The following is a 24856-nucleotide window of genomic DNA, read 5'->3' as shown; positions in this document are numbered from 1 at the left end:
CGGTGCCTGTGGGCGGAGCCTTCACCCGGCAGGATGGAGGGATGCAGATTCGCCCTTTCGCCCCCGAAGATGCCCATGCCGTGATCGAGTTGTGGACCGCCGCAGGGCTCGTTCGCCCGTGGAACGATCCGCGCAAGGACATCGAGCGCAAGCTGACGGTGCAGCCGGATCTGTTCCTGGTCGGCGAGTCCGAGGGAGCGGTCGTGGCGGCCGCGATGGTGGGTTACGACGGCCACCGCGGATGGGTCAACTACCTGGCCGTGTCGCCCGGATCCCGAGGCCTCGACTACGGTCGCCGCATGATGCAGGAGGCGGAGCGGCTGCTCATCGAGCTCGGCTGCCCGAAGCTCAACCTGCAGATCCGCGGCGACAACACAGAGGTACGCGCGTTCTACGAACACCTCGGCTACACGCAGGATGCCGCGGTCAGCTACGGAAAGCGCCTTATAGCCGACTCCCCAGACGGCAGCTACTGAGTCCCCGACTACCGAGCCCCTCACTACTGAGACGCTGACTACTGAGACTCGGTGTCCCACAACTCAGTAGTCCGGGCCAAGACTCTGAGAGCGTTCTCCGCGTAGGCTCAATCAATTAATACGGGTCGTAGGGGACCGTGCATGGGGGTGTCAGGTTTGAGCCAAACATCAGATCACAGATATGTGGCCTACAAGTCCGAGCTGCTCACATTTGCAGAATCGTTCGACGAGAACCGCGAGGCCGAGATCGCGCGGGCCTCGGCGATCATTCTCTCAGGTGGCTCGGTCATCATCGCGGCGCCTGCTGGCATGGGCAAGAGTTGGGCCGCTCGCGCATGCGCCGCCGCGGCCCGCGCACGTGGACGCACGGTCGAGACGGTCACCTGCATTCGACTGCGCGATGAGCAGTTGATCGCGCAGATGGATTCACATCCTGGACTGTTGATCGTCGAGGACGCGCATCTCCTCGGACTCGATGACACCGTCCGTCTCGCCGACCTCGCGAGCGCTCAAGACCACAGCGTTCTTATCACGCTGGACACCGGCGTCTCGTACACGGCCGCTCGCACCGAGGAAAGCCTGCGTGAACTGACGAATCTCTGGACAGAGCGAGGCATTCCGCGCGTCGATCTCGGCGGCGTCGGCTACGACGAGGCTGTGAGAATCGTAGAGACGATCGCCGGCCCGAACCGCATCGACATCGTCACCCGAGCCCGCATCATGCTGCTCGCTGAAGGAAACCCACGGCTGCTCGAGGAGCTGACGCGCGAGGAACTGCAGCGCGGAACCTACTCAGCCCGCCAGCAAAACATGCTGCTCGGGCCGTCGTACATGTCTCCGCGCGTCGTCGACTTCGTGCGCCCTCTGCTCCGACGGTTGAGCGCGGAAGAGGAATACGCGCTGGTGACCCTTGCACGACTCGGCCCCACCCCGTTCGCCAGAGCGGCGAGCCTCGTCGGCAGTACAGCGCTGAGATCCCTGCTCCGGCGGGGACTCGTCCGCTACGACCAGCGAACTCCGGACTGCGTCTTCAGTCGCTCGCTCTATGCTCGCGCAGCCCTCGCGATTCAGATAGGCGAGAATCCCCTCGAGGCACGACATGTCGTCGAACTCGCGCTTCTGCACGATGCGTCCACCGGGGTCGAACTCTCGGGCGCCGAATGCGCGTTCGCCGCCGAATACCTTCTGAACGACCCCAGTCACGATCCGCTCGACGACATGTCGTCGAGCCAGGTTGCCGTTCTGCTGGCCCGTGCCGCCCGCCACGCGAACGAGAACGGGATGCCGGGCTCCGCCCGGATGCTCGCTCACAGATCTCTCAGCTACGAGCCCACTCTCACTGGGGTCGAGCAGCTGTCTCGCTGCCTCGTGAAACTAGGCAAGTTTCAGGAGGCCATCGATGTCCTGGAGCGCGTTCACGTTCCACACACGGATCCAAGACAGGACGCTCTCTATCTCGCTTGGTGGATACAGCTGCTGGGCCAGCACGGACCGTCGTCCGAGCGGCTCGACAGGCTGCAAGAGGAGGCACGCTCCTGGGGCACCGTCGACTCCGCTCTCGACGAATGGGCCTCGTTCGCGAGGGCCCGCTCGCGCATGATGCTCAGTTGCTACGCCGACGGGGTCGAGGAGATGGAGGGTATCGCCGAAAGCGATGCCTCCTCTTCGCCGTTCGTTCTGCGGGCGATCACCGAGTTGATGCCGTGCTATGTCTACCGCGGCGAGACATCGAAGTTCGAACGCGTGCTCCGCACCGGCTGGGCCATGGTCGCCCCCGCACTCTCCGCTTCCGCCTCTTCTGGAGTGAAACGTGGCGATCGCAGCGGGGTCATCACCGAGTTCGTTATGCAGGCGTCGCTGGTGCGCGGGGCCGTCGGCCACGACAGGGCGGGCCTTGCTCAGGAGCTGGAGTCGTTCGCGTTGCGAACGGTCGAATCGTCCGATGAGTATGGCATGGCGCTGGTGAATCTCGCCGCCGGCCACCTCGCCCTCGAGAAGGGGCAGGCGGAGCGCGCAGAGAATGAGCTGCAACGGGCTCTCGAGCGTGTGGGATATAGCACGCAGATGAAGTGGACGACCTGGATACAGCTGCTCCGTTCGAACGCCCTCGCCGCCCTTCACCGCTACGACGACGCCCTCCTCGTGGAGCGCGAGATCTCGGCCATCACCCGTGAGAGCACGCCGTGGCTGGCCCAGTACTCCAGTCAACTCAGCGCTCGGCTGAAGGCTCACGACGGAGATCTGGCTGGGTCAGCCGCCGCGTGCCGCGCGCTCGCAGACGCCCGGTCGGATTCGCGCTTCTTCGCTGTGAGGCCGCTCCATGTGGCCGCTGCACTCGGGGACGACCCCGAGGAACTGGTCATGGAGATCGAGCAGCTGCCCTCTCAGCAGATGTGGGACTCGACCAGGCTCCTCGAAGGCCATCTGCGCGCCTCGGCCGACGGTGACGCCGACGAGCTCGAGCGCATCGGCGCTGAACTCGCCGCGCTCGAGTTCTGGTGGGAGGCGGTGTTCTCATTCACAACGGCCGCGACGATCCACGGTGATTCCGCCAACGAGTCACGTCGCGACGCCGCCCTCGCCCAGGCGGAGGCGATTCGTCGCCATGTTCCCTCGCTGCAGCTCGTCGACGACAACGCCTCACCCGAACACGACGCAATGGGCGGTGAGGCGGACGAGCTCGCCGCCCGAAGACTCGCCAAGCTCACGCCTCGCGAACTCGAGGTTGTCACGCTCGCGGCCGACGGCCTCACGAACGCCGAGATAGCCTCTCATCTCTACCTCAGCGTGCGCACAGTGGAGTCGCACGTCTTGCAGGCGCGATCAAAACTTGGCGCCATACCCCGGTCGGAGCTCAGATCGATCGTGAGAGGGTAAGGCTGCCACCGCCGGTCTGACCTCAGATCACGGCCAGCGACTGTCGGGCGATCTCCAGTTCCTCGTTCGTGGGAATCACGAGGACTGCGACGCGCGACGCATCCGTCGAGATGAGCCGGGGCCCGCGCTCGGTCGACTCGTTGCGCTCCTCATCGATCTCGATGCCCAGGATGCCGAGTCCCGCGAGCGCCCCGGCCCGGATGAGCGGGGTGTTCTCCCCCACTCCCGCCGTGAAGACGATCGCGTCGAGCCCGCCGAGCTGCGCGGCGTAGGCACCCACGTAGTGCTTCAGGCGGTGCAGATAGACGTCGAGGGCTGCCTGCGCTTCTGCATCGCCCGAGCGCGCTGCGGCGATCATGTCGCGCATGTCGCCGTAGCCCGAGAGGCCCAGGATGCCGCTGCCACGATTGAGAAGTGTGTCGAGATCGTCGAACGTCTGGCCCGTCTTGCGATGCAGGTGGAACAGCACGGCGGGATCGAGATCGCCCGAGCGAGTGCCCATAACGAGTCCCTCCAACGGCGTCATACCCATCGACGTCTCGACCGACTTTCCGTCGGAGACGGCACAGGCGGACGCCCCGTTGCCGAGGTGCAGCACGATCGTCTTCGTGTCGTCGAGCGGCCGCCCGAGGAACGCCGCCGCGGCCTCAGACACGAACTTGTGCGACGTGCCGTGGAACCCGTATCGCCGGATGCGGTGCTGGTCGGCGAGCTTCTTGTCGATGGCGTAGGTGTAAGCGGCGGGAGAGAGGGTCGAGTGGAACGCGGTGTCGAACACCGCCACGTGCGGCACATCGGGAAACGCCTTCTGAGCCGCCTCGATACCCTGCAGGTTCGCCGGATTGTGCAGTGGCGCGAGGTCGGCGAGGTCGTCGATATTGATCTTCACGAGGTCGGTCACGACCGTCGCCTCGAAGAATCGCTTTCCGCCGTGCACAACGCGGTGTCCGACAGCGACGGGCGGATGCTCGTCGAGCGACGGCCCGTTCGCTCGGAACGCGTCGAGCATCACCTGGAACCCCTGCGAGTGATCGCGGATCGGCAGGTCGAGCTCGCTCGATCCTTGGGCGTTCGTGTGCTTGGAGTGCCCGGTCTCGTCGCCGATGCGCTCGACAAGGCCGGAGGCGAGCACCTCTTCGGTGGTCATCTCGATGAGCTGGTACTTGAACGATGACGAACCGGAGTTCACCACGAGGATAGCGCTCACGCGGAGACTCCTTCTTCTGCGACGGCGTCGACGGGCTGGGCGGCCGCCTGGATTGCCGTGATGGCGATGGTGTTCACGATGTCGGCCACAAGCGCGCCGCGGGAGAGATCGTTGATCGGCTTGTTGAGTCCCTGCAGCACGGGCCCGATAGCCACGGCACCGGCGCTGCGCTGCACCGCCTTGTAGGTGTTGTTACCCGTGTTGAGGTCGGGGAAGATGAACACCGTGGCGCGACCGGCCACCTGGCTGTCGGGCATCTTCGTGGCCGCCACCGCGGCATCCGCTGCGGCGTCGTACTGGATCGGACCCTCGACCAGCAGGTCGGGGCGCCGCTCGCGCACGAGACCGGTCGCTGTTCGAACCTTCTCGACCTCTGCGCCCGAGCCCGACGTTCCTGTGGAGTACGAGAGCATCGCAATGCGTGGCTCGACGCCGAACTGAGTGGCCGTGGCGCTCGACGAGATGGCGATGTCGGCGAGCTGCTCGGCGGTGGGGTCGGGGATGACGGCGCAGTCGCCGTAGACCAGCACGCGGTCGGCGAGCGCCATGAGAAAGACACTCGAGACGACGGATACACCGGGCTGGGTCTTGATGACCTCGAACGCCGGTCGAATGGTGTGCGCCGTGGTGTGCGCGGCGCCAGAGACCATGCCGTCGGCGAGGCCGAGCTTCACCATCATGGTTCCGAAGTACGACACGTCAGTGACCGTGTCGCGCGCCTGCTCGAGGGTGATTCCCTTGTGCGCGCGCAGCCGCGCGTACTCCTCGGCGAACGGCTGGCGGTACTTCTCGTCGAACACGCTCACGATGTGCGCGCCCTCGAGGTCAAGTCCGAGACCGGCAGCCCTGGTGCGCACCTCGTCCTCTTCTCCCACGATCGTGAGTTCTGCGATGCCGCGTGCCAGCACGGTGCTCGCGGCTTTCAGCACACGGTCGTCGTCGCCCTCGGGAAGAACGATGTGCCGGCGCACGTGCCGCGCCTGATCGATGAGGCCGTACTCGAACATGAGCGGAGTGACGACTGTCGACGAACTCACGTCAAGCAACTCGAGCAGCTTCGCGCCGTCGACATGCTGCTCGAACAGCGCAAGTGCGCTGTCGTATTTGCGCTGCGAGTCGGCCGCGAGGCGCCCGCGAGTCGACGTGATGCGCAGCGCCGTGTCGTAGGTTCCGAGGTCGGTCGTCACGATCGGCAGAGTCGAATCGAGGCCCGAGATCAGACGCGTGATCGGTTCGGGTAGCTCGAAACCTCCGTTGAGGACGATGCCGGAGAGCGAGGGGAAGGTTCCAGAGGCGTTCGCCATAAGAACCGCGAGGAGCACCTCGGAGCGGTCTGCAGGGATGACGACGACCGCACTCTCGGTGAGGCGAGGAAGCACGTTGACCATCGACATGCCCGCAACGACCACTCCGAGGGCTTCTCTGTTGAGCAGGAGCGGATCGCCCGAGAGCAGTGATCCAGCGGTGGCCTCCACGAGGTGCTGCATGGTCGGAGCGACGAGCACCCGGTCTTCGGGAATCGCCCAGATCGGAACGGATGCCGGGCTGTCGATGGCGGAACCGATCGCATCCCGAGTCTCGTCGAGCCGCTCGGGGTCGGCGCGGTTCGACACGATGCCGAGCAGCGTGGCATGCGCCAGTTTGAGTTCGACCTGGGCAAGTTCGGTGAGCTGCCGCATGTCGTCGGGCGTCCGCGACTCGGAGTAGCCGAGCGTCTCCGAAGATCCCTGGCCCTTTCGCCCACCCAGCACCAGCAGCACGGGAGCTCCGAGGTTCGCCGCGACTCGCGCGTTGAATGAGAGTTCGGAGGGGCTGCCGACGTCGGTGTAGTCGGAGCCGAGGATGACCACAGCGTCGCATTCGCGCTCGACCGCCTTGTAGCGCTCGACGATGACTGACAGGGCGGCATCCGGGTCGTTGTGCACGTCGTCGTAGGTGACGCCGATGGTCTGCTCGTAGCTCAGCTCGACGCCGTCGTGCGCCAGGAGCATCTCGAGAACGTAGTCGCGTTCTGCGACCGAGCGCGCGATGGGCCGGAAGACGCCGACCCGCTGCAGCGAGTGGCACAGGGTGTCGAGCACCCCCAGCGCGATCGTTGACTTGCCGGAGTGGCCTTCGGCTGAGGCGACGTAAATGCTTCTCGACACTTAGGATCCTTCGAACTTGTGGTTACTTAGGCGCTCCTAACCCTATGCGCTCGCGCTGTTGTTCAACGGGGAATCCTGTCAGGTCGAGAAGACGTGCAGTCCGATCAGGTCGGGTTCGGCGCGCACGTGGGATTCGCCCCGACCAGGCCCATGGCGGCGGTGGCTCCGGCCCGCCCAGAGGTCCATCCCGTCGCGTCGACGGTCTGCAGGTAGAGCCCGTAGCTGCCGCCCAGCAGTCCCCCGAGAAGGGAACTGCTGAACGTCGTGGTGTAGGTCCCCGACACCGGTCCGCTCGTGGTGATCCCCTGGCCGAGCAACGCCACCGTGAGGTTCGACAGAAGGCCGCCCTCCGCCACCGCATACGCGACGTTCGCCGGAGCCGCGTAGCCCGTGCCCGCCGGAAAGTTCCACTTCATCGTGATCGTGGGGTTCGTCCCCAGCGTTCCGGGGCTGAGCACGCAGCTCTGGATGACCGGGTTCGGGATCGTCGTAGCGGTCAATGTGGTCCGGGCGAATTCCTGGTCCGTCCAGGAGGCCTCGGTCTCGTCGACGCCGCCGCCGATGCCCCATGCCGCGATCAGGGCTGCGCCCACCACCAGGGCAGCGATCCTGCTCCCCCGCCGCATCAGCCGACGCTTCCTCCGAACGACTTTGTGTCGGGCCCGTGCCGACCGCGGGTCGTTCGCTCGGCCCGCTGCGAGCGGGGCCAGAAATACCAAGTGATGAACGAGGCGACGACGAGGGTCACCGAGCCGAGGGCCACAGGATTCGACATCGCCACGACGGCGACGGCGAGCCCGGGAATGGATGCCATGACGATGCGCACGGTCGACACGGTGTACGGCGCGGGGTCGTCGACCGGGTTGGCATCGCCGCGCAGGGTCAGGATCGTCTGCCCGCCGACGCCCGGTTCGGTCGCGACCACCCGATGGGTGACGGGCAGCTGGTCGGGGCGGTCGACGGTCACGACGTCGCCGACTTTCGCTTCGGATGCCGGAATCTCGCGCACGAGGGCGAGCGACCCGGCGGGGATCGTCGGAGACATCGACCCGGTCTTGAACATGATCAGCGTGATGTTGAACAGCAGCGCGGCCAGCGTGAGCGCGATGCACGCAGCACCCAGTACGGATGCGATGTTTAGGAGCACCTCGCGCACGACGCCGCGTCGCCGACCGTGCGCGGTGGATGCCGGGGAGTCTGATCGGACCCCCGAGTCGACTGCGGCCACGGTTTCGATCATGAGCTCGAGGTCGCCTTCACTTCCCACGTGGCGGTGATGCTTCCTCCCTGCAGGGTGTTCGGGGCATCGGCGTTCATCGACACCTCGAAGCAGAGTTGGGTCACGGCCGACTGGTTGGCCGCCACGCCCGTGGTCACCGTCGGCGTGCTGGTGAGCGCGGCACCCCCTGCGGCGGGAAGCCCCGCTGCGCCCACGATGTAGACCGCTCCGGCACTGAACTGGCTCGAGTCGCACGTGCCGGTGGAGTAACGGACCACGCGGTACTTGAGCGCTGCCGCGAAAGCCGTGTTGTTGGACGTCGCGGTCTGCAGCGCCAGCGTGCCATCGAGCGACACCGTCTTCGTGCGAACCCAGAATGGCGCGTACTTCACGGTGGTGGGCGACATGGCTGCGGCAGAGAAGGCGAAGACAAGCGGCGCGGCGGCCGTCGAGTCGGCCCAGGTCGAACCTGTATTGATCGACGACTCGGTGTTGAAGCTGCTCGCTGTGAACGTGGCCTGGCCGAACTCGCTGTCAGTCCAGGCCGCCATGGTCAGCGACCCTCCGACGCCGAGCACGAGGCCACCGGCCAGGATCGCCCTGATTCGCGCAAAGCGGCGGGAACGGTCCTCGGCCCGGGGCCTGTGTGCGTGACGCATCGTTCTCAGTCGTTGTCCGACACCGACTCGGCGGCGAACTCCCACGTCACGGTTGCTGCGGCCCCTTCGACGAGGCCGCCGCCGGCGGTCACGATCAGGCAGAGGTTCACGGGATCCCCCGCGGCCGCGGCCGCGCCCTGAGTCAGGTCGAACGTCGCGGCGTCTGCTGCCGTGGTGGCCGTTCCCGCGGGAACCAGCGACGTTCCGGTCGTGTCGGCGTCGCATTCGAATGCCGTCGTCGTGAGGATTTCGTAGGTGAGGTTGGCCGCGTTCGCGCCCGCGCCGACGCTGCTGAGCGTCACGACCGCATCCGTTGTGGTGGCCGCATCGAGGCGCACGGCGAACGGCGCGTAGACGACGTCAGCAGGTGCCAGGTTGAGCGGCTCGACAACGAACGTGAGGGCCGCACCGGGTGCCGTTTCATGGTCGGTGAACCCGCCCCCAGCCGTCTCCTGGCCCTCGAGGTTGAACGATCCTGCCCCGAAGGTGCCGGTGGCGAACTCGGAATCGTTCCAGGCCGCGAGTGTCACCGCGGCTCCCACTCCGAGCACGAGGCCGCCGGCGAGAACCGCGCGAACGATCCCCCTGCGTCTCGTGGCGTGCTCTGTCGCCTGCCCTGTCGTCGCGTGTTCGCTGGTCGATGTGCTCATGTCGGTGCCCCTCAAGTCCCCCGGATCGTTCGCCGCACAGTGCGGCCTGATCCCGACATGGTGGAACGGGAAAGCGAGGCTGGGGGCCGAAACGGCCGATCTCCAGCAGCCGAATGCAGACAATCCAGTAGTCCACGGACTCGTCTCAGTAGTACCGAGGCAAAAGAAAAGACCCCCCGCGCACCCGCCAGAGCCCGGTTACCCTTGCTACGTTTCCGTCCTGGGGGAGTTGGCCTGGATGGCGCCACGCGGGGAGCCGTCAACCACTTTACGCGAGGTTGTGTGCCGCTCGCGACCTGAGGTGTACTTGATGCATGCGTATTGCAATCGCCGGTGGTCACGGCAAGATCGCCCTCATTCTCCAGAAACTCCTCAGCGACGCGGGCCACGAGGCCGTCGGCTTCATCCGTAACCCCGATCAGGCGAGCGATCTGCTCGTCGCCGGCGGCATCCCCGTCGTTCTCGATCTCGAGCAGATCTCGGTCGAGACTCTCGCCGCGGATCTCGCCGGGGTGGATGCCGTGGTGTTCGCCGCCGGCGCCGGCCCTGATTCCGGGGCGGCTCGCAAGCTCACGGTCGACCGGGATGCGGCCGTGCTGCTGGCCGACGCGGCCCTGATCGCCGGCATCCGGCGTTACGTGATGATCTCGGCCATGTCGGCCGACTCCTTCGAGCCAGACTCCGACGACGTGTTCCAGGTGTACCTGCGGGCCAAGAGCGAGGCCGATTCTGCCCTACGCCAGCGCGACCTCGACTGGACAATCATCAGGCCGGGCGCCCTCACCAACGAACCCGGAACGGGCCTCGTGCATCTCGCCGAGAGCACCGGTCGTGGCTCGATCCCGCGCGCCGACGTCGCCGCTCTCGTGTTCTGCAGCCTCGTCGACGGCGTCGGCCTGCACGCGCAGTTCGAAGCGGTAGCGGGCGACGACCCCGTTGCCGAGGCGCTCACCATGGCGCGCTACTAGCGCCATCACTCCCCCGCGGAGCCCCCTAAACGCACAAACCCCTGACCGAGGCATCTGGTGCTTCGATCAGGGGTTTCGGCGGTGGCGGAGAGATTCGAACTCTCGATAGGTTGCCCTATACACGCTTTCCAAGCGTGCCTCTTCGGCCGCTTGAGTACGCCACCTCTGTTCTTACGAACCTGAACATCCTAACCGATCAAGCGCAGTGCTCGCGCGCCCTCTACGAGCCCCGCTCGAAAATGACCTTGCGGGATCGCCGATGATTCTGTTATCGTCGAACCGGTTCGAATCGAACCGGTTCGAAACATCGTCAATGGAGACCTCATGGCAACAATCGGAGACGTGGCCCGTGTCGCGGGCGTGTCACGCAGCACCGCGTCGTACGCGCTCTCGGGCAAGCGATCCATCTCCGCCGAGGTTCGCGAAAAGGTGGAGCAGGCGGTTCTCAGCCTCGGCTACACGCCGAACGCCGGCGCCAGAGCGCTGGCCACATCGCAGACGAAAGTGATCGGTCTGCTGGCCCGCTTTCTTGAAGACGAGTTCGCTCCCGCCATGCTTCAGTACATTCTCGGGGTCACCAACCGCGCCCGCGAGCGCGGCTACGACACGCTTCTGCTGACAGACGAAGACGGCGTATCGGCCCTCCGACGCATCTCGGACTCGAGAATGGTCGACGGCTTCATCCTGCTGAACGTCGCCGAGAACGATGACCGCCTCGGCATCCTCCGCGCGGCCGCTCAGCCCGGCTCCCTGGTCGGGTTGCCGGGCGACCCGAGCGGCATCGACGTGTTCGACCTCGACTTCGTCGCCGCGGGCCGTCTGATGGTGGAGACGCTGCACGAGCTGGGCCACCGCAACTTGATTCTGGTCTCCCAGCCCGAACACGTGTTGGAGCGCGGCGGCGCCTACGTGTCGAGGCTCGCGAATGCGGCACAGGATCGCGCTCGCGAACTCGGAGTCGAGCTGCACCACCACTTCGCGCCCTCGAGCCAGCCCCAGATCGGTTTGGAGCTCGCCCGACTGCTCGATGCCCACCCCAATGCCACGGGCCTTCTGCTGAACAATGAGGCCGCCGCGGCAGCACTGCCGAGCGTGCTGCGGTCTCGGGGGCTCTCGGCTCCGGCAGACATCTCGGTAATCGGGCGTTATTCAGATGATTTCGCCCGCACGTTCTCGCTTCCCTACACCGCAATCGACAGCGCCGCCGACGAACTCGGTCGTCGCGCTGTCGAACGCCTCGTCTCCCGCATCGAAAGCACGTCCGATGCGGTTTCACCGATCGTCGATCTGATCACCCCACGGATCGATGACCGCGGCAGTACCGCGGTACCGCCAACCCGCCACTGAGAAACACCAAGAGGTCCGGTATGCCGGACACGTTCAAGGAGGAACACATGTTGAGCACCAAACTACGGAAGCCGCTCGCTATCGCGGTTACCGTCGTCGCACTCGGAGCCCTCGCGGGCTGTTCGAGTTCGGGCGACACCGGGTCGACCGACGCCGCCGGAGGCACCTACACCTGGTGGGATCCGTACCCCCAGCACGAAGAGGGTTCCGACTGGGCGAAGCGGGTTCAGGCCTGCGGTACGGATGCCGGAGTCACCATTCAGCGCACCGCCTACGACACGACATCGTTGACGAATCAGGCCCTGCTCGCCGCGCAGGAAGGCACGTCGCCCGACGTGATCCTGCTCGACAACCCCGCCGTCTCCACGCTCGCCGACACCGGAATGCTGACCACCACAGACGAGCTCGGGCTCGACACCTCGAAGGTCGACGCCAACCTGCTGGCTGCCGGAGAGCTCGACGGCAAAGACTACGGAGTGCCGGTCGGCGCGAACACCCTCGCGCTGTACTACAACGCCGACATCCTCGCTGCCGCCGGAGTCGATCCCGCCAGCATCACGAGCTGGGCGACGCTGACCGATGCACTCTCCAAGGTCACCGCAGCAGGCAAGAAGGGCATCACCTTCGCCGGCATCAACACCGAAGAGGGTTCCTTCCAGTTCCTTCCCTGGTTCTGGGGCGCTGGCGCAGACCTCACCAAGCTCGATTCGCCCGAGGCCGTCAGCGCGCTGACGCTGTGGACGGACTGGGTCAACAAGGGCTACGCACCGCAGTCGGTGATCGGCAACTCGCAGAACACCAGCTGGGAGGAGTTCCTCACGGGCGACTTCGCCTTCTCGGAGAACGGCACCTGGCAGGTCGACAGCGCGGCCAAGCAGTCATTCAAGACGGGAGTTATCCAGCTCCCGGCAGTCGACTCCGGCGTAGCGCCGGCCCCGACCGGTGGCGAGTTCATCACCGCCCCGGTGCAGAAGGACACCGCACGCTACGAGACCACAAAGAAGATCATCGACTGCATGACGACTCCCGAGGGCTTCGTCGAGACGGCCAACACCTTCGCGTACTACATTCCGCCGACAAGTGACGGCCAGGACCAGTTGCTCGAGCAGCACCCGGATCTCAAGACCTGGGTGTCGGCAGTGAAGGCTGCAAAGGGTCGCACCAGCGACAACCTGGGCACGAACTACCCGCTGATCTCCGAGCAGCTGTGGACCGCGGTGCAGAGCGCGCTCTCGGGTGCCTCCTCTCCCCAGGATGCGCTGGCGGCTGCCCAGAAGGCCGCCGCCTCGGCGACAGCCGGCAAGTAATCCGTAGCCGGGGGTGGGCGAAACGCCCGCCCCCGGAACCCCTGACGAAGGACAGATGATGACGATCTCCGCGGCGCCGGCTGTACTGCCGGCACCCGACCCCAAGCCGGGCGCTCCGCGCCCCAGGCGACCCAAGGGCGGCGGGCTGGGCGGCTCTCGATGGGTCGCGGCAGCTTTCGCAGCTCCGTTGCTGGTCTACCTGCTCGCGTTCTACGCGTACCCGCTGATCCGCAGTATCGACCTCAGCATCCATGACTACAACGTGCGTGCCTTCGTTCAGGGCAACGCCGAGTTCGTCGGTCTGAAGAACTACATCGACGTGATCTCGTCGCCCCTGTTCGGGCAGGCCGCCTGGAACACAGTGGTCTTCGTCTTCGGTTCGCTCATCTTCCAGTACGTGCTCGGCCTCGCGCTGGCCGTCTTCTTTCGCAGCAACTTTCGTCTGAGCGGAATCCTCAGGGCCCTGTTCCTGGTGCCGTGGCTGCTGCCGCTGATCGTCTCGGGCTCGGCTTGGGCCTGGATGCTGAACAGCGACAACGGCATTGTCAACTCATTTCTTCAAGCCTTCGGCATCGGCCAGATCAACTGGCTCACGTCGCCCGACACATCGATGATCGCCGTGATCATCGCCAACATCTGGCTGGGCATCCCCTTCAACCTCGTCATCCTCTACTCAGGTCTGCAGAACATCTCGCCCGATCTCTATGAGGCGGCGGCGCTCGATGGTGCCGGCCCCTGGCGCCAGTTCTGGAGCATCACTTTTCCGCTGCTTCGTCCGGTCTCTGCGATCACGTTGCTTCTCGGCCTGGTCTACACGCTGAAGGTCGTCGACATCATCTGGATCATGACCAGCGGAGGCCCTGCTAACTCCACCACCACGCTCGCGATCTGGTCGTACCGGGAAGCCTTCGGCACCGGCCAGCCCGACCTCTCCCCCGCTGCCGCCGTCGGCAACATCCTCATCGTCATCGCGCTGATCTTCGGGTTCATCTACCTGAGAATGCAGCGACGTCAGGAGCAATCATGACCGCCCGCCGACCCTGGTGGAAGACGATCCTCGGAGTCGTCTTCACCGCCCTGATGCTGTTCCCTGTCTACTGGATGCTCAACGTGTCATTCACGAAGACCGAGGACCTCAGGCTCAGCCCTCCGCACCTCTTCCCGACCGATCCGACCCTCGAGGGCTACGCCGAGGTGCTGCGGCAGCAACTGCCGAATCTCGGTACAAGCCTGCTCATCGGCCTGGGTACCGTCGCGCTGACGGTGGTCATCGCGGCGCCTGCCGCGTATGCGATCTCGCTGCTGAATCTGCGAGGCGGCCGCACCCTCAACTTCGTGCTGCTGGTTGCGCAGATGATCCCCGGTGTCGTCATGGCCATGGGCTTCTACGCGATCTACGTGCGGCTGGGCATGCTCAACAGCGTCTGGGGACTCATCCTCGCCGACTCGACGGTCGCGGTTCCCTTCGGCGTGCTGCTGTTCACCGCCTTTATGAGTGGCCTGCCGCGTGAATTGCTGCAGGCGGCCCGTATAGACGGCGCGAATGCGTGGCGCACCTTCACCTCGGTCGTTATGCCGCTGAGCCGAAACTCCGCGATCACGGTCGCGCTCTTCGCCTTCCTGTGGGCTTGGTCAGACTTCGTCTTCGCGTCGACCCTCGCCCGCAACTCGGCGCTGAAGCCGGTGACGCTCGGCATCTATTCGTACATCGGCAACAACACGACTCAGTGGAACGCCATCATGGCCACCGCCGTCGTTGCCTCTATCCCGGCGGCCATCCTGCTCGTCGTCGCTCAGCGCTACGTTGCCGCCGGCGTCACCGCCGGTGCAGTGAAGGACTGACCCGTGACTCTGTTTGCTGCGCCCACGCACGAGAAGATCCGACCGGCCACCGGTCCGGTGGCCCCCGCCACGTCGACCCACCACGGCCTCGGGGTCTCCGACGTACGTCTCGACCCCGCCGGCTTCTGGGGAATCCGTCAGGCCGTCAACGCCGGAGCCACCCTGCAACACTGCCTCGAGTGGATGGAACGCCTGGGATGGATCGAGAACTTCGATCGTGTCGCCCGCGGCGAGGCCACCGTGACGCGGCCCGGGTGGCAGTTCTCCGATTCGGAGATCTACAAGCTGCTGGAGGCTATGGCGTGGGAACTCGGCCGCAGCCCCGACGCGTCGCTGGCGGCGGCATTCGACTCGCTGGTCGATCGGGTGGGAGCGGCCCAAGACGACGACGGCTATCTGAACACGGCCCACGGGCATCCGGGCCTGCCGCCGCGTTATTCGGACATGGCGATGGGCCATGAACTGTACAACACGGGCCATCTGCTGCAGGCCGCTGTCGCGCGGCACCGCACCGGGCACGACGATCGACTCGTGCAGATCGCGCGACGCGCGGCCGATCAGGTCTGTAAGGAATTCGGGGCGGGCGGTTTCGATGCTGTCTGCGGTCATCCCGAAATCGAGGTGGCGCTCGTCGAGGCGGGGCGCGCATTCGGCGAGCGTCGCTATCTCGAGCAAGCGCGTCTCTTCGTCGAGCGCCGCGGACGTGGCACGCTGCCGGTGCGGCCACTGCTGTCGGCAGAGTACTTCCAGGACGATGTCCCTGTGCGAGAGGCATCCGTGCTTCGCGGTCACGCTGTGCGGGCACTCTACCTCTCGGCCGGTGCCTTCGATGTGGCCGTAGAGACGCACGATGAGGAACTGGCCGATGCAGTCACCACACAGTGGCGCAACACGGTCGCCCGCCGCACCTACCTGACCGGGGGCATGGGCTCCAGGCATCAGGATGAGGGCTTCGGCGACGACTGGGAGCTGCCGTCCGATCGCGCCTACTGCGAGACCTGCGCCGGCGTCGCTTCGATCATGCTCGCCTGGCGGTTGTACCTGGCGACGGGCGAGGCCCGTTACCCGGATCTCATCGAGCGGACCCTGTTCAACGTGGTGGCCACCTCGCCGAGCGAGGACGGCAGATCGTTCTTCTACGCCAATCCACTGCACCAGCGGGAGCCCGGCGCGAGTGCGAGCGACGGAGTCAACAACAGGGCGGAGGGCGGCGTGCGGGCACCGTGGTTCGATGTCTCGTGCTGCCCCACCAACGTGGCCCGCACCATCGCGTCGCTAGGCGCCTATGTCGCCTCCGTCGACGACGAGGGAATCGCGGTGCTGCAGTATGCGGCCGGTGAGATCCGCGCCGGCGGTTTCGTACTTCACGTGCAGACCCGCTATCCCGACGAGGGAACCGTGCTCGTGCGGATTCTCGCCGCCCCCGAGTCCGAGTCCCGGCTTCGCCTGCGTATCCCCGGCTGGGCCGGCTCTGCGACCGTGCGCGTCAACCTCGACGAGGCAATCGACGTGGCGCCCGGTTGGGCGGACATCCGGCGCAGGTTCGAACCCGGCGACGAGATAGTCCTCGAGCTGCCCCTCACTCCGCGCTTCACCTGGCCCGATGACCGCATCGATGCCGTGCGCGGCACGGTCGCCGTGGAGCGAGGACCTCTCGTTCTCTGCCTGGAATCGACAGATTTGCCGTCGTACGTGCGTGTCGACAACGTGCGGCTCGACGCCGATCTCGCGCCGTATGCCCACGCCGACGGCGCACGCGCCGGTGGCGTCATCGTCGCGGCGACATCCAGTTCGGGCCCCCTTCCGTTCAGCGCGGCCAGGCCGCTCACTACCGAGTCGGTGCCGGTCGAGTTCACTCTCGTGCCCTACCACCGATGGGCGGAGCGCGGCCCGGCCACCATGCGCATCTTCATTCCCGTAGCCGGCTGACAAACGCCGGCACGGCCCACAATCGCCCCGCCATCCAGCAACGCACCATCACGCAAAGGAGCATGACCACATGGGCATCACACCCTTACCGACACGAAGAAAACGTGGCCTCAGAGCCGCGTCGCTTCTCGCTGCCGCCACGGTGGCGATCGCGGGAGCCGCCATCGCGGCACCGGCGGCTCAGGCCGCACCCAACGCGGCCAACACGCTGACCGTCAACGCCGACCAGACCTTCAGGCCGGTCACCCATATGGCCTCGGGAAGTCTGTACGGCCTGGCCGATGCCGACTCGCCGTCGAGCGACTTGATCTCCGCGATCAAGCCGCACACCTTCATCCAGAAGCCATTCGGAGGCAAGCAGCAGCCCACGGGAGACGTCGGCGACACCTGGAAGGTCGCGGCAGACCACGGAGCGAACGTCGTGATCCGTCTCTCCGACTACTACGCCGGCTGGCCTTACCAGTTCGACTGGGACACCTGGGATCAGGTGGTCACCGACCAGGTGAAGCAGGCCAAGGCGTCGGGCATGACGAACCTGGCGGCCTGGGCACCGTGGAACGAGTCGACCGGCACCTGGGATGCCGCGAAGAACGGCTCGTTCGAGGACTTCTGGGTGCACACCTACAACCTCATCCGCAGCCTCGACCCGACCACTCCGATTCAGGGTCCGAGCTATTCCGACAACATCTCCGAGGCGCGGCAGTTCTTCACGGTGGCCAAGGCGACCAATACCGTGCCCGACATCCTGGCCTGGCACGAGCTCATCCGCTCGTCGAAGATCGTCGACGACATGAAGACGATCAGCGGAATTCTGAGCGACCTCGGCATCGCCGAGCGGCCGATCTCCATTGAGGAGTACGCGGCCCCCGCCGAGGCGGGCATCCCCGGATCGCTGATCGGCTACGTCGCCAAGTTCGAGAGGCTCGGCATCCACGACGCCGAGCTGCCGTTCTGGAACCAGTCAGGCACCCTCGGCGATCTGCTCACCGGACGCGACGGCGTTCCGAACGGCGCCTACTGGATGTACACCTGGTACGCCGACATGTCCGGCGACATGGTCACGACGACTCCCCCGGCGAACAACAACTTCGACGCCGCGGCCTCGGTCACGAGCGACAAGAACCAGGTCGAGGTCATCACCGGCGGCAACAGCGGCGCGACCGCGATCACCGTCGACGGGCTCGACAAGCTCGCCGTCGGAGCAAGCGGAAGCGTGAACGTGAAGCTCGAGTACACGCCGAGCTATGGGCGCACGGTCGCCGTCGACGGTCCCGTCACCATCTCGAACACCACCTACACCGTCGGCGACGATGGATCGATCACCGTGCCGATCACGATGAACCCCGCCTACGGGTACCACATCGTCGTGACGCCGGCCGGCGAAGCCGCCGACCTCGCCGGTGCATACACGATGACGAACGTGAACAGCGGACTCGCCCTGGACACCGCTGACGCAGACCCTCAGGCGGGCACACTGGCCGCCCAGCGCACGCCGGCGGCAACGCCCAACCAGACGTGGAATCTGGTCGCGGCAGGGTCGGGCCTTTACAAAATCGTCAACGCGACCAGCGGGCTCGTGCTCGGCATGCAGACCGTCGACACGAACAACAACACGAAGGTCGTGGTCGCCTCCGACACCGGAAGTGACGACCAGCTCTGGCAGGCGATTCCAGACGGAAAGGGCGCGTATCGCTTTGGCAACTACGCCACCGGCCGAGTTCTCGCCGTCGCCGGAATGAGCAAGGATGACGGCGCTCAGGTGGTGCAGTGGCTCGACGGCAACCCGTCGTCGGACTGCACTGCAGCTGGCCCCCGTCAGCCAGGCAAGCTCGGCAACGCGGTGAACTTCTGCGGCACGAACGCCTATGTCGCGCTCCCCACGGGCGCGGTCAGCAGTCTGACCGGAGACTTCAGCGTCTCGACCTGGGTGAACCCTGCTTCCAGCGGCACGTGGCAGCGTGTGTTCGACATCGGCACGGGCAGCCAGAAGAGCATGTTCCTGACGGTCAACGACGGCTCGAAGGTTCGCTTCGTCATCACGACCGGCGGGGCGGGCGGCGAGCAGCGACTCGTGAGCAGTTCGGGAAGCCTGCCGCTGAACCAATGGTCTCTGGTGACGGTCACTCTGTCGGGCACGACGGGCAAGCTCTATGTGGGCAGCAACCTCGTGGCCACCAACAACAACATGACGGTGCACCCGTCGGACTTCGGGCAGAGCACGCAGAACTACCTGGGCAAGTCGCAGTATTCCTCCGACCCGCCCTTCAACGGTCTGCTCGACGACTTCAACATCTATGACCGCGCCCTCAGCGCCGACGAGGTTCTCAACCTCAGCACCGGCGTCGCCGGCACAGGCAACGTGGTGAAGTACAGTTTCGACGAGAACACCGGCGCCGACGTTCCGGACTCGTCGGGCGCGGCTCGGAATGGAAAGGTCGTGAACGGCGACAGCGCGGGCAGTGGCACAAACGCCACGACGACGTCGACAGATGCTCAGACCGCCGACCACTTCTGGACGCTGGCCCCCGTAGAGGTCGACCCAGGAACCGGCCCAGGCGAGCCTGGAGGATCTGGAACGACTCCCCAGGGACCGGGCGCACCCACTGGCGGGGCGGGCACCACAGAGGCGGCGGGCACGCTAGCGGCGACCGGTGCCGACTGGAGCTTCATCGCTCTGCTCGGCCTCATGATGGCGGGAGCCGGTGCACTGGTACTGCGCCAGAAGGCCAAAGCCACCCACGCTTGACCCACCCGCCTCGGGTTGCGCTTCGCTTGTCTGCGGAGCGCAACCCGAGGCATCCACTTCTAGGAGAACACCCCCGTGACAGCGCCCTCGGCAACATCGTTCGACATCCGCGAGATCCCCTTCAGCCGGCGAGGATCGTGGCTCGACATCTCACCTGTGGTGGCGCTGCACACCGTGCGCGAGAAGCTGCACCTGGTCTCGCACAAGACCGGCATGCACGCCATCTTCGTCTTCGAGCCGCTGCAGAACGGCGCGCCCGTCGAGGCGGTTGTGGATGCGACGCCCACGACCCTGCGCTGGTCGACATCGGAGGGCGAGATCGAGGCGGTCTTCGAGAACGACAGCGTGCTGCGGGTGCGCGGACGCTCTGCTGAGCTGAGAATCGCCGATGCGACACCCGAACTGACCCCATTCACCGGCACCTACCTCTACACCGATCCGATCGACGGCGCGGCCGTCTTCACCTCATACGAGACGGGCCGGCGCTACCGCATCACGGCAATCTCGGGATCCCTCGCCATCGTCGGCTCGGAGGCCCTGGGCGCCGGCGAGCGTTCGGTGACCGCGAGCGGCGCGGAGTGGGAGATCGCCATCGAGGAGTTCGACGCGGCCCGCGCGCCCTACCGCGCGACCGGCACCTTCGACGACGCCGCAGCTGCCGTCGCGGCGGAATTCGATCACTACGTCGAGAGCATCGCGTCGTGGCGCAGCGAGCGCACACCGGGCGTCTCTGCGGCCTGTTACGTGCTGTGGTCTGCGACCGTCTCGCCGAGCGGCTTTCTCGAACGAGAGTCGATCTTTATGTCGAAGCACTGGATGGACAAGGTCTGGAGCTGGGATCACTGCTTCAACGCTCTGGCGCTCGCCCCCGGCCTGCCCCAGGAAGCGCTCGACCAGTTCCAGATCGTCTTCGATTTTCAAGACGCGAGCGGCGCGCTTCCCGACTCCGTCACCCACTCCGAGGTGCTCTACAACTTCGTGAAGCCGCCGATCCATGGGTGGGCGTTCCGCAAACTCCGCAGCACCCTCGAGGCTCCTCTCGAGCGGCAGACCCTCACCGACGTATACGACTCGCTGGTGCGCTGGACACGGTTCTGGCTCGACCGTAGACGAGTGACAGGCCATGTGCTGCCGCACTACCAACACGGCAACGACAGCGGGTGGGACAACTCGACGACGTTCGACCACGACCGCGTGATCGAGGCTCCCGACCTCGCGGCGTTCCTCCTGGTGCAGCTCGAGGTACTTGCCGAGCTGGCAGCCGAGCTGGATCGTCACAGCGAAGCGGCCTCCTGGAACAGCGAGGCGGATGCCGTACGGAGCGCCCTGCTCGACCTCTGGAACGGCGACGCATTCGTGGCGAAGGCGCCTCTGAGCGGCCGCGAAAGCAAGACGAGTTCACTCCTCAACAAGCTGCCGATCGTGGCGGCCTCGCACTTGCCCGCCGGCACCATCGAGACATTGTCGGCACGGATCTCCGAACACGTCACCGAATTCGGCCCTGCCACTCAACTGACCGACAGCGAGGAGTACGAGGCGGACGGCTACTGGCGCGGGCCTATCTGGGCACCCTCGACAGCGATCATCGAAGACGGCCTGCGCCGGGCCGGCCAGGCCGAACTCGCCGATCTGATCAGCGAACGTTTCCGTCGCCTGTGTGAGCGGTCGGGCTTCGCCGAGAACTTCGACGCTCTGACAGGAGAGGGACTGCGCGACCGCGCGTACACCTGGACGGCGAGCTGCTACCTGACCTTCGCCCGCGAGGCCGAAGAGCGCGAGTCGACGAGGTGAGCCCGAGCGGGCGCTAGGCGGGACTCCGGGTAGACAGGCGCGTGATCAATCGCGTCTCCAGCTCCATCCGGGTCGCCGAGCCGCCCGTCGACAGAGGCGACTCCGTGCGATCGGCCTGATACAGCATCCGAAATGCCGCCGCACCCATCTCGACGATCGGCTGCTGCACGGTCGTCATCGGCGGAGTCGCCCACGCCGACTCCTGAATGTCGTCGAAGCCGACCACGCTCAACTCGGCTGGTATCGACAGAGAGGCGTCACGGGCGGCGTCGTAGGCGCCCAGCGCCATGAAGTCGGAGCAGGCGAAGATCGCCGAGGGCCTGGCCGCCTGCGACGAGAGCATCGCTGTTGCGGCCCGGTGCGCCCGCTCTCGGTCCCAGTCGCAGTAGGCGAGCCAGTTCGGGGGAACGGCGACCCCCGCTCCGCGAAGTGCCGTGACGAAGCCATCGATCCGCGCGCTGCTCGACAGCTCCGTTCGCCGACCTCCGATGATTCCGATTCTGCTGTGGCCCAGATCGAGCAGATGCTCCGCGGCCAGGCGTCCGCCGTCCCAGTTGGTCGCGCCGATGCTGGCGACGTCCGCCGGGGGTCGACTGATCGGGTCGATGACCACGACCGGGATTGCACCCGACGTCAGAACGTTCAGCTGGGCAGCGCTCGTGTCGACGAGAACGATGATCGCTCCAATCGATGGCCGTCTGAGAAGGCGGCGAATCCAGTTCTCGTCGGAACGGGCCACGGTCAGCGCAAGATCGACGCCGTAGCGGGCCGCCTCTGCCTCGACCCCCTCCAGAACCCGGCTGATCCAGCTTCCCTCCATGTGCTTCACGACAACGTCGACGAGCGGCGCCACGGGCCGGTGGTCAGCGCCGACGCGGGCGCGAGCCTTCCTCCGATAACCGAGTTCCTGAGCGGCCTCCATGACACGGTGGCGCATCGCCTCCGAGACATCCGTTCCGCCGTTCAGCACTTTCGATACGGTGGGCACGCTGGTGCCGGCCCGGTCGGCGATCTGCGCCATCGTGGGCGCGCTTCGAGGTTCTGTCGATGGTGACATGCCTCCGATGCTACATAAGTTGCGCAACTTATGATTGCTTTCGCCGTCAAACTACCGCAACTGTCCCCTTGTTAGCGGGTAGTGACTGAGCGAGAATAGCTACCATCCCACATCAACGTCTGCATTTTTGCGCAATTTTTTTCGATGCGATGACGCAGCAGACTCAGCACCTCAAGGATGACAATGACTGACACCCACCAGGCCACTCCCCCGAAGAAAGCACTCGTGGTACGCGGAGGGTGGGACGGCCACCAGCCCGTCGAGGCCACCGAACTGTTCCTGCCATTCCTCGCCGCAAGCGGCTTCGAGGTGCGCGTCGAGGAGTCTCCGGCCATCTACGCCGACGCGTCCTATCTATCGAGCGTCGACCTCATCGTGCAGTCCAACACCATGTCGTCGATCGAGGCCGCAGAATTCGCCGGGTTGAGCGCCGCGGTCGAGGCGGGCACAGGCTTCGCAGGCTGGCACGGCGGAATCGCGGACTCGTACCGCAACAACTCCGACTACCTCCAGATGGTCGGCGGCCAGTTCGCCTCGCACCCCGGCAAACACCCGAGCGAGCGCACGGGCGAGCAATCCGACAACTACGTTCCGTACACGATCGAGATGACCGAAGCCGCGGCTGATCACCCCATCACCCGAGGAATCAGTGACTTCGAGCTGGTGACAGAGCAGTACTGGGTGCTGCACGACGACTACAACGACGTCTTGGCAACCACCACACAGGCTGTGCGGGAGTGGGATCCCTGGAATCGGCCTGTCACCTCGCCCGCCATCTGGACCAGGACCTGGGGCAAGGGGCGCATCTTCGTCTCGACCCCCGGCCACCGGGTCGAGATCCTCCAGAACCCCAATGTCAAGACCATCATCGAAAGGGGACTCCTGTGGGCATCCCGCTGACCGTCGGCATCATCGGCGTCGGGAAGATCAGCGAGCAGTATCTCGCGAACCTTCCGACGTTTCCCCAGCTCCGACTGGTCGCCGTCGCCGACCTCGATTCGGCTCGCGCTCAGAAGGTCGCCGAGCAGCACGGCGTGCGCGCGCTGACCGTCGACGAACTTCTCAGCGATCCCGACGTCGATGCCGTGTTGAACCTCACCATTCCGGTCGCCCACGTCGAGATCGGCACCCGCGCCCTCCTCGCGGGCAAGCACGTCTTCGCCGAGAAACCTCTCGGACTGAACGCGGCAGAGGCCACGCCCATGATCGAGCTCGCCGAAGAGCTCGGCCTGAGATTCGGCAGTGCGCCCGACACGGTCCTCGGCACGGGCGTTCAGACCGCCCGCCGCGCCATCGATTCGGGGCTGATCGGCGACCCGATCGCCGCACAGGTCTTCTGGTCGTCACCCGGTCACGAGGCCTGGCATCCGGCTCCCGCCTTCTACTACCAGGAGGGCGGAGGGCCCTTGCTCGATATGGGCCCTTACTATCTCACCTCCCTCGTTCACTTCTTCGGCCCCGTGGTGCGCGTCACCGGCCTCACAAGCCGCTCGAACCGGATGCGCACGGTCGGGTCAGGCGCGTCGGCGGGCACCGAGATCCCCGTCTCGGTCGACACGCACGTCACCGCACTGCTGGAGCACGCCGACGGCGTCTCCTCTACCGTTACCGTGAGCTTCGAGATCTGGAAGACCCGTTCGCCTCTGTTCGAGGTCTACGGCACGGCCGGCACTCTCGCCGTTCCGGATCCGAACCAGTTCTCCGAACCAGTGGAGCTCGCACGCAGCGAGACCCGCGAGTGGGAGTCACTGCCTGACTCCGCCGGCTATATGTCCACGGGTCGGGGCATCGGCCTCGCCGACCTCGCGGAAGCGATACGGCACGACCTGCCCCACCGCGCTTCAGGCCGACTCGCGCTTCACGTGCTCGAGATCATGGATGCCATTCAGATCTCCAGCGCTCAACGCGAGACCATCGCAATCGCCAGCACGGTGGAGCGGCCCGGGCTCCTGCCGCTGCGCGGGGTCACGGAACAGGTCTAGGACACGGCACCGATTCGTCATCGCCAGTCCGCCAGGTCTCGAGCCAGCCTGGCACGGGCGCGCACCAGCAGCCCGCGCACGGTCGAGGGAGGAATCATCAACTCGCTGGCGATCGCGGTGTAGCTCAGATGATCGAGTTGTCGGAGTTCCCAGCACCGACGCTGCAGATAGGGCATCGACTCGAGAACGCGCCTGGCTTCGGATGCGAGGGACTGGCAGTGGGCCATGATTGCCGGATCGTCATGGTCGAACGAGAGCATCTCGTCGTCGAGGTCGGCCCGTCGTCGTGATGTCGAGGAACGAAGCCGGTCATAACTGCGCCGGCGCACGGTTGTCACGAGCCAGCCGGCGATCGTTTCGCCTTCGACGACGCTTTCCGCGTGCGTCCACGCCGCGAGAAACGCTTCTTGCACAACGTCGTCGACATCTGCATTCCCACCCAGCGTGCGGTGGGCAACCAAGCGGAGCATCGCCGAGTGTCGCTGCACGAGCTGCGCGAACGCCTTGTCATCTGAAGTCTGGATGCGGTGGGCAGGGATCGTGGCGAGCATGCGGACTCCAGGTGTCGAACAATATGTGTACGCATTGTTCGGATTCGCCGTTGGCCAGGATTGCCGCATCGTTACCCCCAATGCGAGGGGTTCTTGACCGG

20 protein-coding genes, 1 tRNA gene and 1 other RNA gene are annotated in these 24856 nt (G+C 65.8%); 12 read left to right on the top strand and 10 right to left on the bottom strand.

What is annotated here, in order from left to right; all coding sequences use genetic code 11:
• The first annotated feature begins 41 nt into the window (after positions 1–41).
• Together TZ00_RS10960 and TZ00_RS10955 are read left to right on the top strand one after the other, a co-directional pair.
• Positions 42–476, top strand: a complete 435-nt coding sequence (locus TZ00_RS10960) for a GNAT family acetyltransferase (protein ID WP_044441710.1) — start codon at positions 42–44, stop codon at positions 474–476.
• A 156-nt stretch (positions 477–632) separates the two neighbouring features.
• Entirely contained in the window at positions 633–3353 is a 2721-nt protein-coding gene (locus tag TZ00_RS10955; protein ID WP_161793765.1) for a LuxR C-terminal-related transcriptional regulator, read from the top strand.
• Positions 3354–3375: 22 nt separating this feature from the next.
• Here TZ00_RS10955 and TZ00_RS10950 read toward each other — a convergent pair whose 3' ends face one another.
• From TZ00_RS10950 to ffs, 7 genes are all read right to left on the bottom strand, one after another.
• On the bottom strand, positions 3376–4560 hold the full coding sequence (locus TZ00_RS10950) for an acetate/propionate family kinase (RefSeq protein WP_044441706.1): 1185 nt from the start codon (positions 4558–4560) through the stop codon (positions 3376–3378).
• Positions 4557–6707: a phosphate acetyltransferase gene (gene pta, locus TZ00_RS10945; protein WP_044441704.1), complete on the bottom strand. Its 2151-nt coding sequence runs from the start codon at positions 6705–6707 to the stop codon at positions 4557–4559. The genes TZ00_RS10950 and pta overlap by 4 nt, the downstream gene beginning before the upstream one ends.
• Positions 6708–6811: 104 nt before the next feature.
• Positions 6812–7333: a hypothetical protein gene (locus TZ00_RS10940; protein WP_044441702.1), complete on the bottom strand. Its 522-nt coding sequence runs from the start codon at positions 7331–7333 to the stop codon at positions 6812–6814.
• Positions 7333–7947, bottom strand: a complete 615-nt coding sequence (locus TZ00_RS10935; protein WP_044441956.1) for a signal peptidase I — start codon at positions 7945–7947, stop codon at positions 7333–7335. Before TZ00_RS10935 ends, TZ00_RS10940 begins: the two co-directional genes overlap by 1 nt.
• A complete protein-coding gene (locus TZ00_RS10930; RefSeq protein WP_044441700.1) occupies positions 7944–8585 on the bottom strand; it encodes a SipW-dependent-type signal peptide-containing protein in 642 nt (213 codons plus the stop codon). Before TZ00_RS10930 ends, TZ00_RS10935 begins: the two co-directional genes overlap by 4 nt.
• Positions 8586–8590: 5 nt before the next feature.
• Entirely contained in the window at positions 8591–9235 is a 645-nt protein-coding gene (locus tag TZ00_RS10925; protein WP_052521491.1) for a SipW-dependent-type signal peptide-containing protein, read from the bottom strand.
• A gap of 164 nt (positions 9236–9399) precedes the next feature.
• An RNA gene (ffs, locus tag TZ00_RS19320) (signal recognition particle sRNA small type) lies at positions 9400–9496 on the bottom strand.
• A gap of 53 nt (positions 9497–9549) precedes the next feature.
• On the opposite strand from ffs, the gene TZ00_RS10920 reads away from it, so the two are divergent.
• Positions 9550–10203, top strand: coding sequence for an SDR family oxidoreductase (locus TZ00_RS10920; protein WP_044441698.1), 654 nt, complete (start codon positions 9550–9552; stop codon positions 10201–10203).
• Positions 10204–10282: 79 nt separating this feature from the next.
• Here TZ00_RS10920 and TZ00_RS10915 read toward each other — a convergent pair.
• Positions 10283–10367: transfer RNA gene (locus tag TZ00_RS10915), tRNA-Ser, on the bottom strand.
• Between the two features lie 160 nt (positions 10368–10527).
• Between TZ00_RS10915 and TZ00_RS10910 the strand changes: the two genes are divergently transcribed.
• From TZ00_RS10910 to TZ00_RS10880, 7 genes are all read left to right on the top strand, one after another.
• Positions 10528–11550: a LacI family DNA-binding transcriptional regulator gene (locus tag TZ00_RS10910; RefSeq protein WP_044441696.1), complete on the top strand. Its 1023-nt coding sequence runs from the start codon at positions 10528–10530 to the stop codon at positions 11548–11550.
• Positions 11551–11597: 47 nt separating this feature from the next.
• Positions 11598–12857 (top strand): sugar ABC transporter substrate-binding protein, encoded by a 1260-nt coding sequence (locus TZ00_RS10905; protein ID WP_044441952.1) that lies wholly within the window; start codon positions 11598–11600, stop codon positions 12855–12857.
• A gap of 58 nt (positions 12858–12915) precedes the next feature.
• Positions 12916–13884, top strand: a complete 969-nt coding sequence (locus tag TZ00_RS10900; protein WP_044441950.1) for a carbohydrate ABC transporter permease — start codon at positions 12916–12918, stop codon at positions 13882–13884.
• The gene (locus TZ00_RS10895; RefSeq protein ID WP_044441695.1) at positions 13881–14699 is read left to right on the top strand and encodes a carbohydrate ABC transporter permease; all 819 of its coding nucleotides are present in this window, start codon (positions 13881–13883) and stop codon (positions 14697–14699) included. Before TZ00_RS10900 ends, TZ00_RS10895 begins: the two co-directional genes overlap by 4 nt.
• A gap of 3 nt (positions 14700–14702) precedes the next feature.
• On the top strand, positions 14703–16628 hold the full coding sequence (locus TZ00_RS10890; RefSeq protein WP_238579660.1) for a glycoside hydrolase family 127 protein: 1926 nt from the start codon (positions 14703–14705) through the stop codon (positions 16626–16628).
• A gap of 70 nt (positions 16629–16698) precedes the next feature.
• On the top strand, positions 16699–19374 hold the full coding sequence (locus tag TZ00_RS19315) for a LamG-like jellyroll fold domain-containing protein (protein ID WP_084606056.1): 2676 nt from the start codon (positions 16699–16701) through the stop codon (positions 19372–19374).
• Positions 19375–19449: 75 nt separating this feature from the next.
• Positions 19450–21165: an amylo-alpha-1,6-glucosidase gene (locus TZ00_RS10880; RefSeq protein ID WP_044441693.1), complete on the top strand. Its 1716-nt coding sequence runs from the start codon at positions 19450–19452 to the stop codon at positions 21163–21165.
• Positions 21166–21178: 13 nt separating this feature from the next.
• Here the strand turns inward: TZ00_RS10880 and TZ00_RS10875 are convergent, their stop codons facing one another.
• Positions 21179–22222, bottom strand: a complete 1044-nt coding sequence (locus TZ00_RS10875) for a LacI family DNA-binding transcriptional regulator (RefSeq protein WP_084606055.1) — start codon at positions 22220–22222, stop codon at positions 21179–21181.
• A 183-nt stretch (positions 22223–22405) separates the two neighbouring features.
• Between TZ00_RS10875 and TZ00_RS10870 the strand changes: the two genes are divergently transcribed.
• Complete coding sequence (locus TZ00_RS10870; RefSeq protein WP_044441689.1) at positions 22406–23122, top strand: ThuA domain-containing protein; 717 nt, start codon at positions 22406–22408, stop codon at positions 23120–23122.
• The gene (locus TZ00_RS10865) at positions 23107–24204 is read left to right on the top strand and encodes a Gfo/Idh/MocA family protein (RefSeq protein WP_044441687.1); all 1098 of its coding nucleotides are present in this window, start codon (positions 23107–23109) and stop codon (positions 24202–24204) included. Before TZ00_RS10870 ends, TZ00_RS10865 begins: the two co-directional genes overlap by 16 nt.
• A gap of 17 nt (positions 24205–24221) precedes the next feature.
• Here the strand turns inward: TZ00_RS10865 and TZ00_RS10860 are convergent, their stop codons facing one another.
• Positions 24222–24755 carry an RNA polymerase sigma factor gene (locus tag TZ00_RS10860; RefSeq protein WP_044441685.1) on the bottom strand — a complete coding sequence of 178 codons (534 nt, stop codon included), beginning with the start codon at positions 24753–24755 and terminating at the stop codon, positions 24222–24224.
• Positions 24756–24856 lie beyond the last annotated feature (101 nt).

Origin of the sequence: Agreia bicolorata (assembly GCF_000938265.1) — a bacterium.
GTDB lineage: Bacteria > Actinomycetota > Actinomycetes > Actinomycetales > Microbacteriaceae > Agreia > Agreia bicolorata.
The sequence above is the reverse complement of the archived record's forward strand: the minus strand, read 5'-3'. Positions and strand labels throughout refer to the sequence as shown.

What these genes read in the sequence shown, in the direction of transcription:
- TZ00_RS10870 (WP_044441689.1), top strand. Translation starts at nt 22,406, where the DNA reads ATGACTGACACCCACCAGGCCACTCCCCCGAAGAAAGCACTCGTGGTA.
- TZ00_RS10930 (WP_044441700.1), bottom strand. Translation starts at nt 8,585, where the DNA reads ATGCGTCACGCACACAGGCCCCGGGCCGAGGACCGTTCCCGCCGCTTT.
- TZ00_RS10900 (WP_044441950.1), top strand. Translation starts at nt 12,916, where the DNA reads ATGACGATCTCCGCGGCGCCGGCTGTACTGCCGGCACCCGACCCCAAG.
- TZ00_RS10935 (WP_044441956.1), bottom strand. Translation starts at nt 7,947, where the DNA reads ATGATCGAAACCGTGGCCGCAGTCGACTCGGGGGTCCGATCAGACTCC.
- TZ00_RS10875 (WP_084606055.1), bottom strand. Translation starts at nt 22,222, where the DNA reads ATGTCACCATCGACAGAACCTCGAAGCGCGCCCACGATGGCGCAGATC.
- TZ00_RS10905 (WP_044441952.1), top strand. Translation starts at nt 11,598, where the DNA reads ATGTTGAGCACCAAACTACGGAAGCCGCTCGCTATCGCGGTTACCGTC.
- TZ00_RS10910 (WP_044441696.1), top strand. Translation starts at nt 10,528, where the DNA reads ATGGCAACAATCGGAGACGTGGCCCGTGTCGCGGGCGTGTCACGCAGC.
- TZ00_RS10895 (WP_044441695.1), top strand. Translation starts at nt 13,881, where the DNA reads ATGACCGCCCGCCGACCCTGGTGGAAGACGATCCTCGGAGTCGTCTTC.
- TZ00_RS10860 (WP_044441685.1), bottom strand. Translation starts at nt 24,755, where the DNA reads ATGCTCGCCACGATCCCTGCCCACCGCATCCAGACTTCAGATGACAAG.
- TZ00_RS10920 (WP_044441698.1), top strand. Translation starts at nt 9,550, where the DNA reads ATGCGTATTGCAATCGCCGGTGGTCACGGCAAGATCGCCCTCATTCTC.
- TZ00_RS19315 (WP_084606056.1), top strand. Translation starts at nt 16,699, where the DNA reads ATGGGCATCACACCCTTACCGACACGAAGAAAACGTGGCCTCAGAGCC.
- TZ00_RS10925 (WP_052521491.1), bottom strand. Translation starts at nt 9,235, where the DNA reads ATGAGCACATCGACCAGCGAACACGCGACGACAGGGCAGGCGACAGAG.
- TZ00_RS10940 (WP_044441702.1), bottom strand. Translation starts at nt 7,333, where the DNA reads ATGCGGCGGGGGAGCAGGATCGCTGCCCTGGTGGTGGGCGCAGCCCTG.
- TZ00_RS10960 (WP_044441710.1), top strand. Translation starts at nt 42, where the DNA reads ATGCAGATTCGCCCTTTCGCCCCCGAAGATGCCCATGCCGTGATCGAG.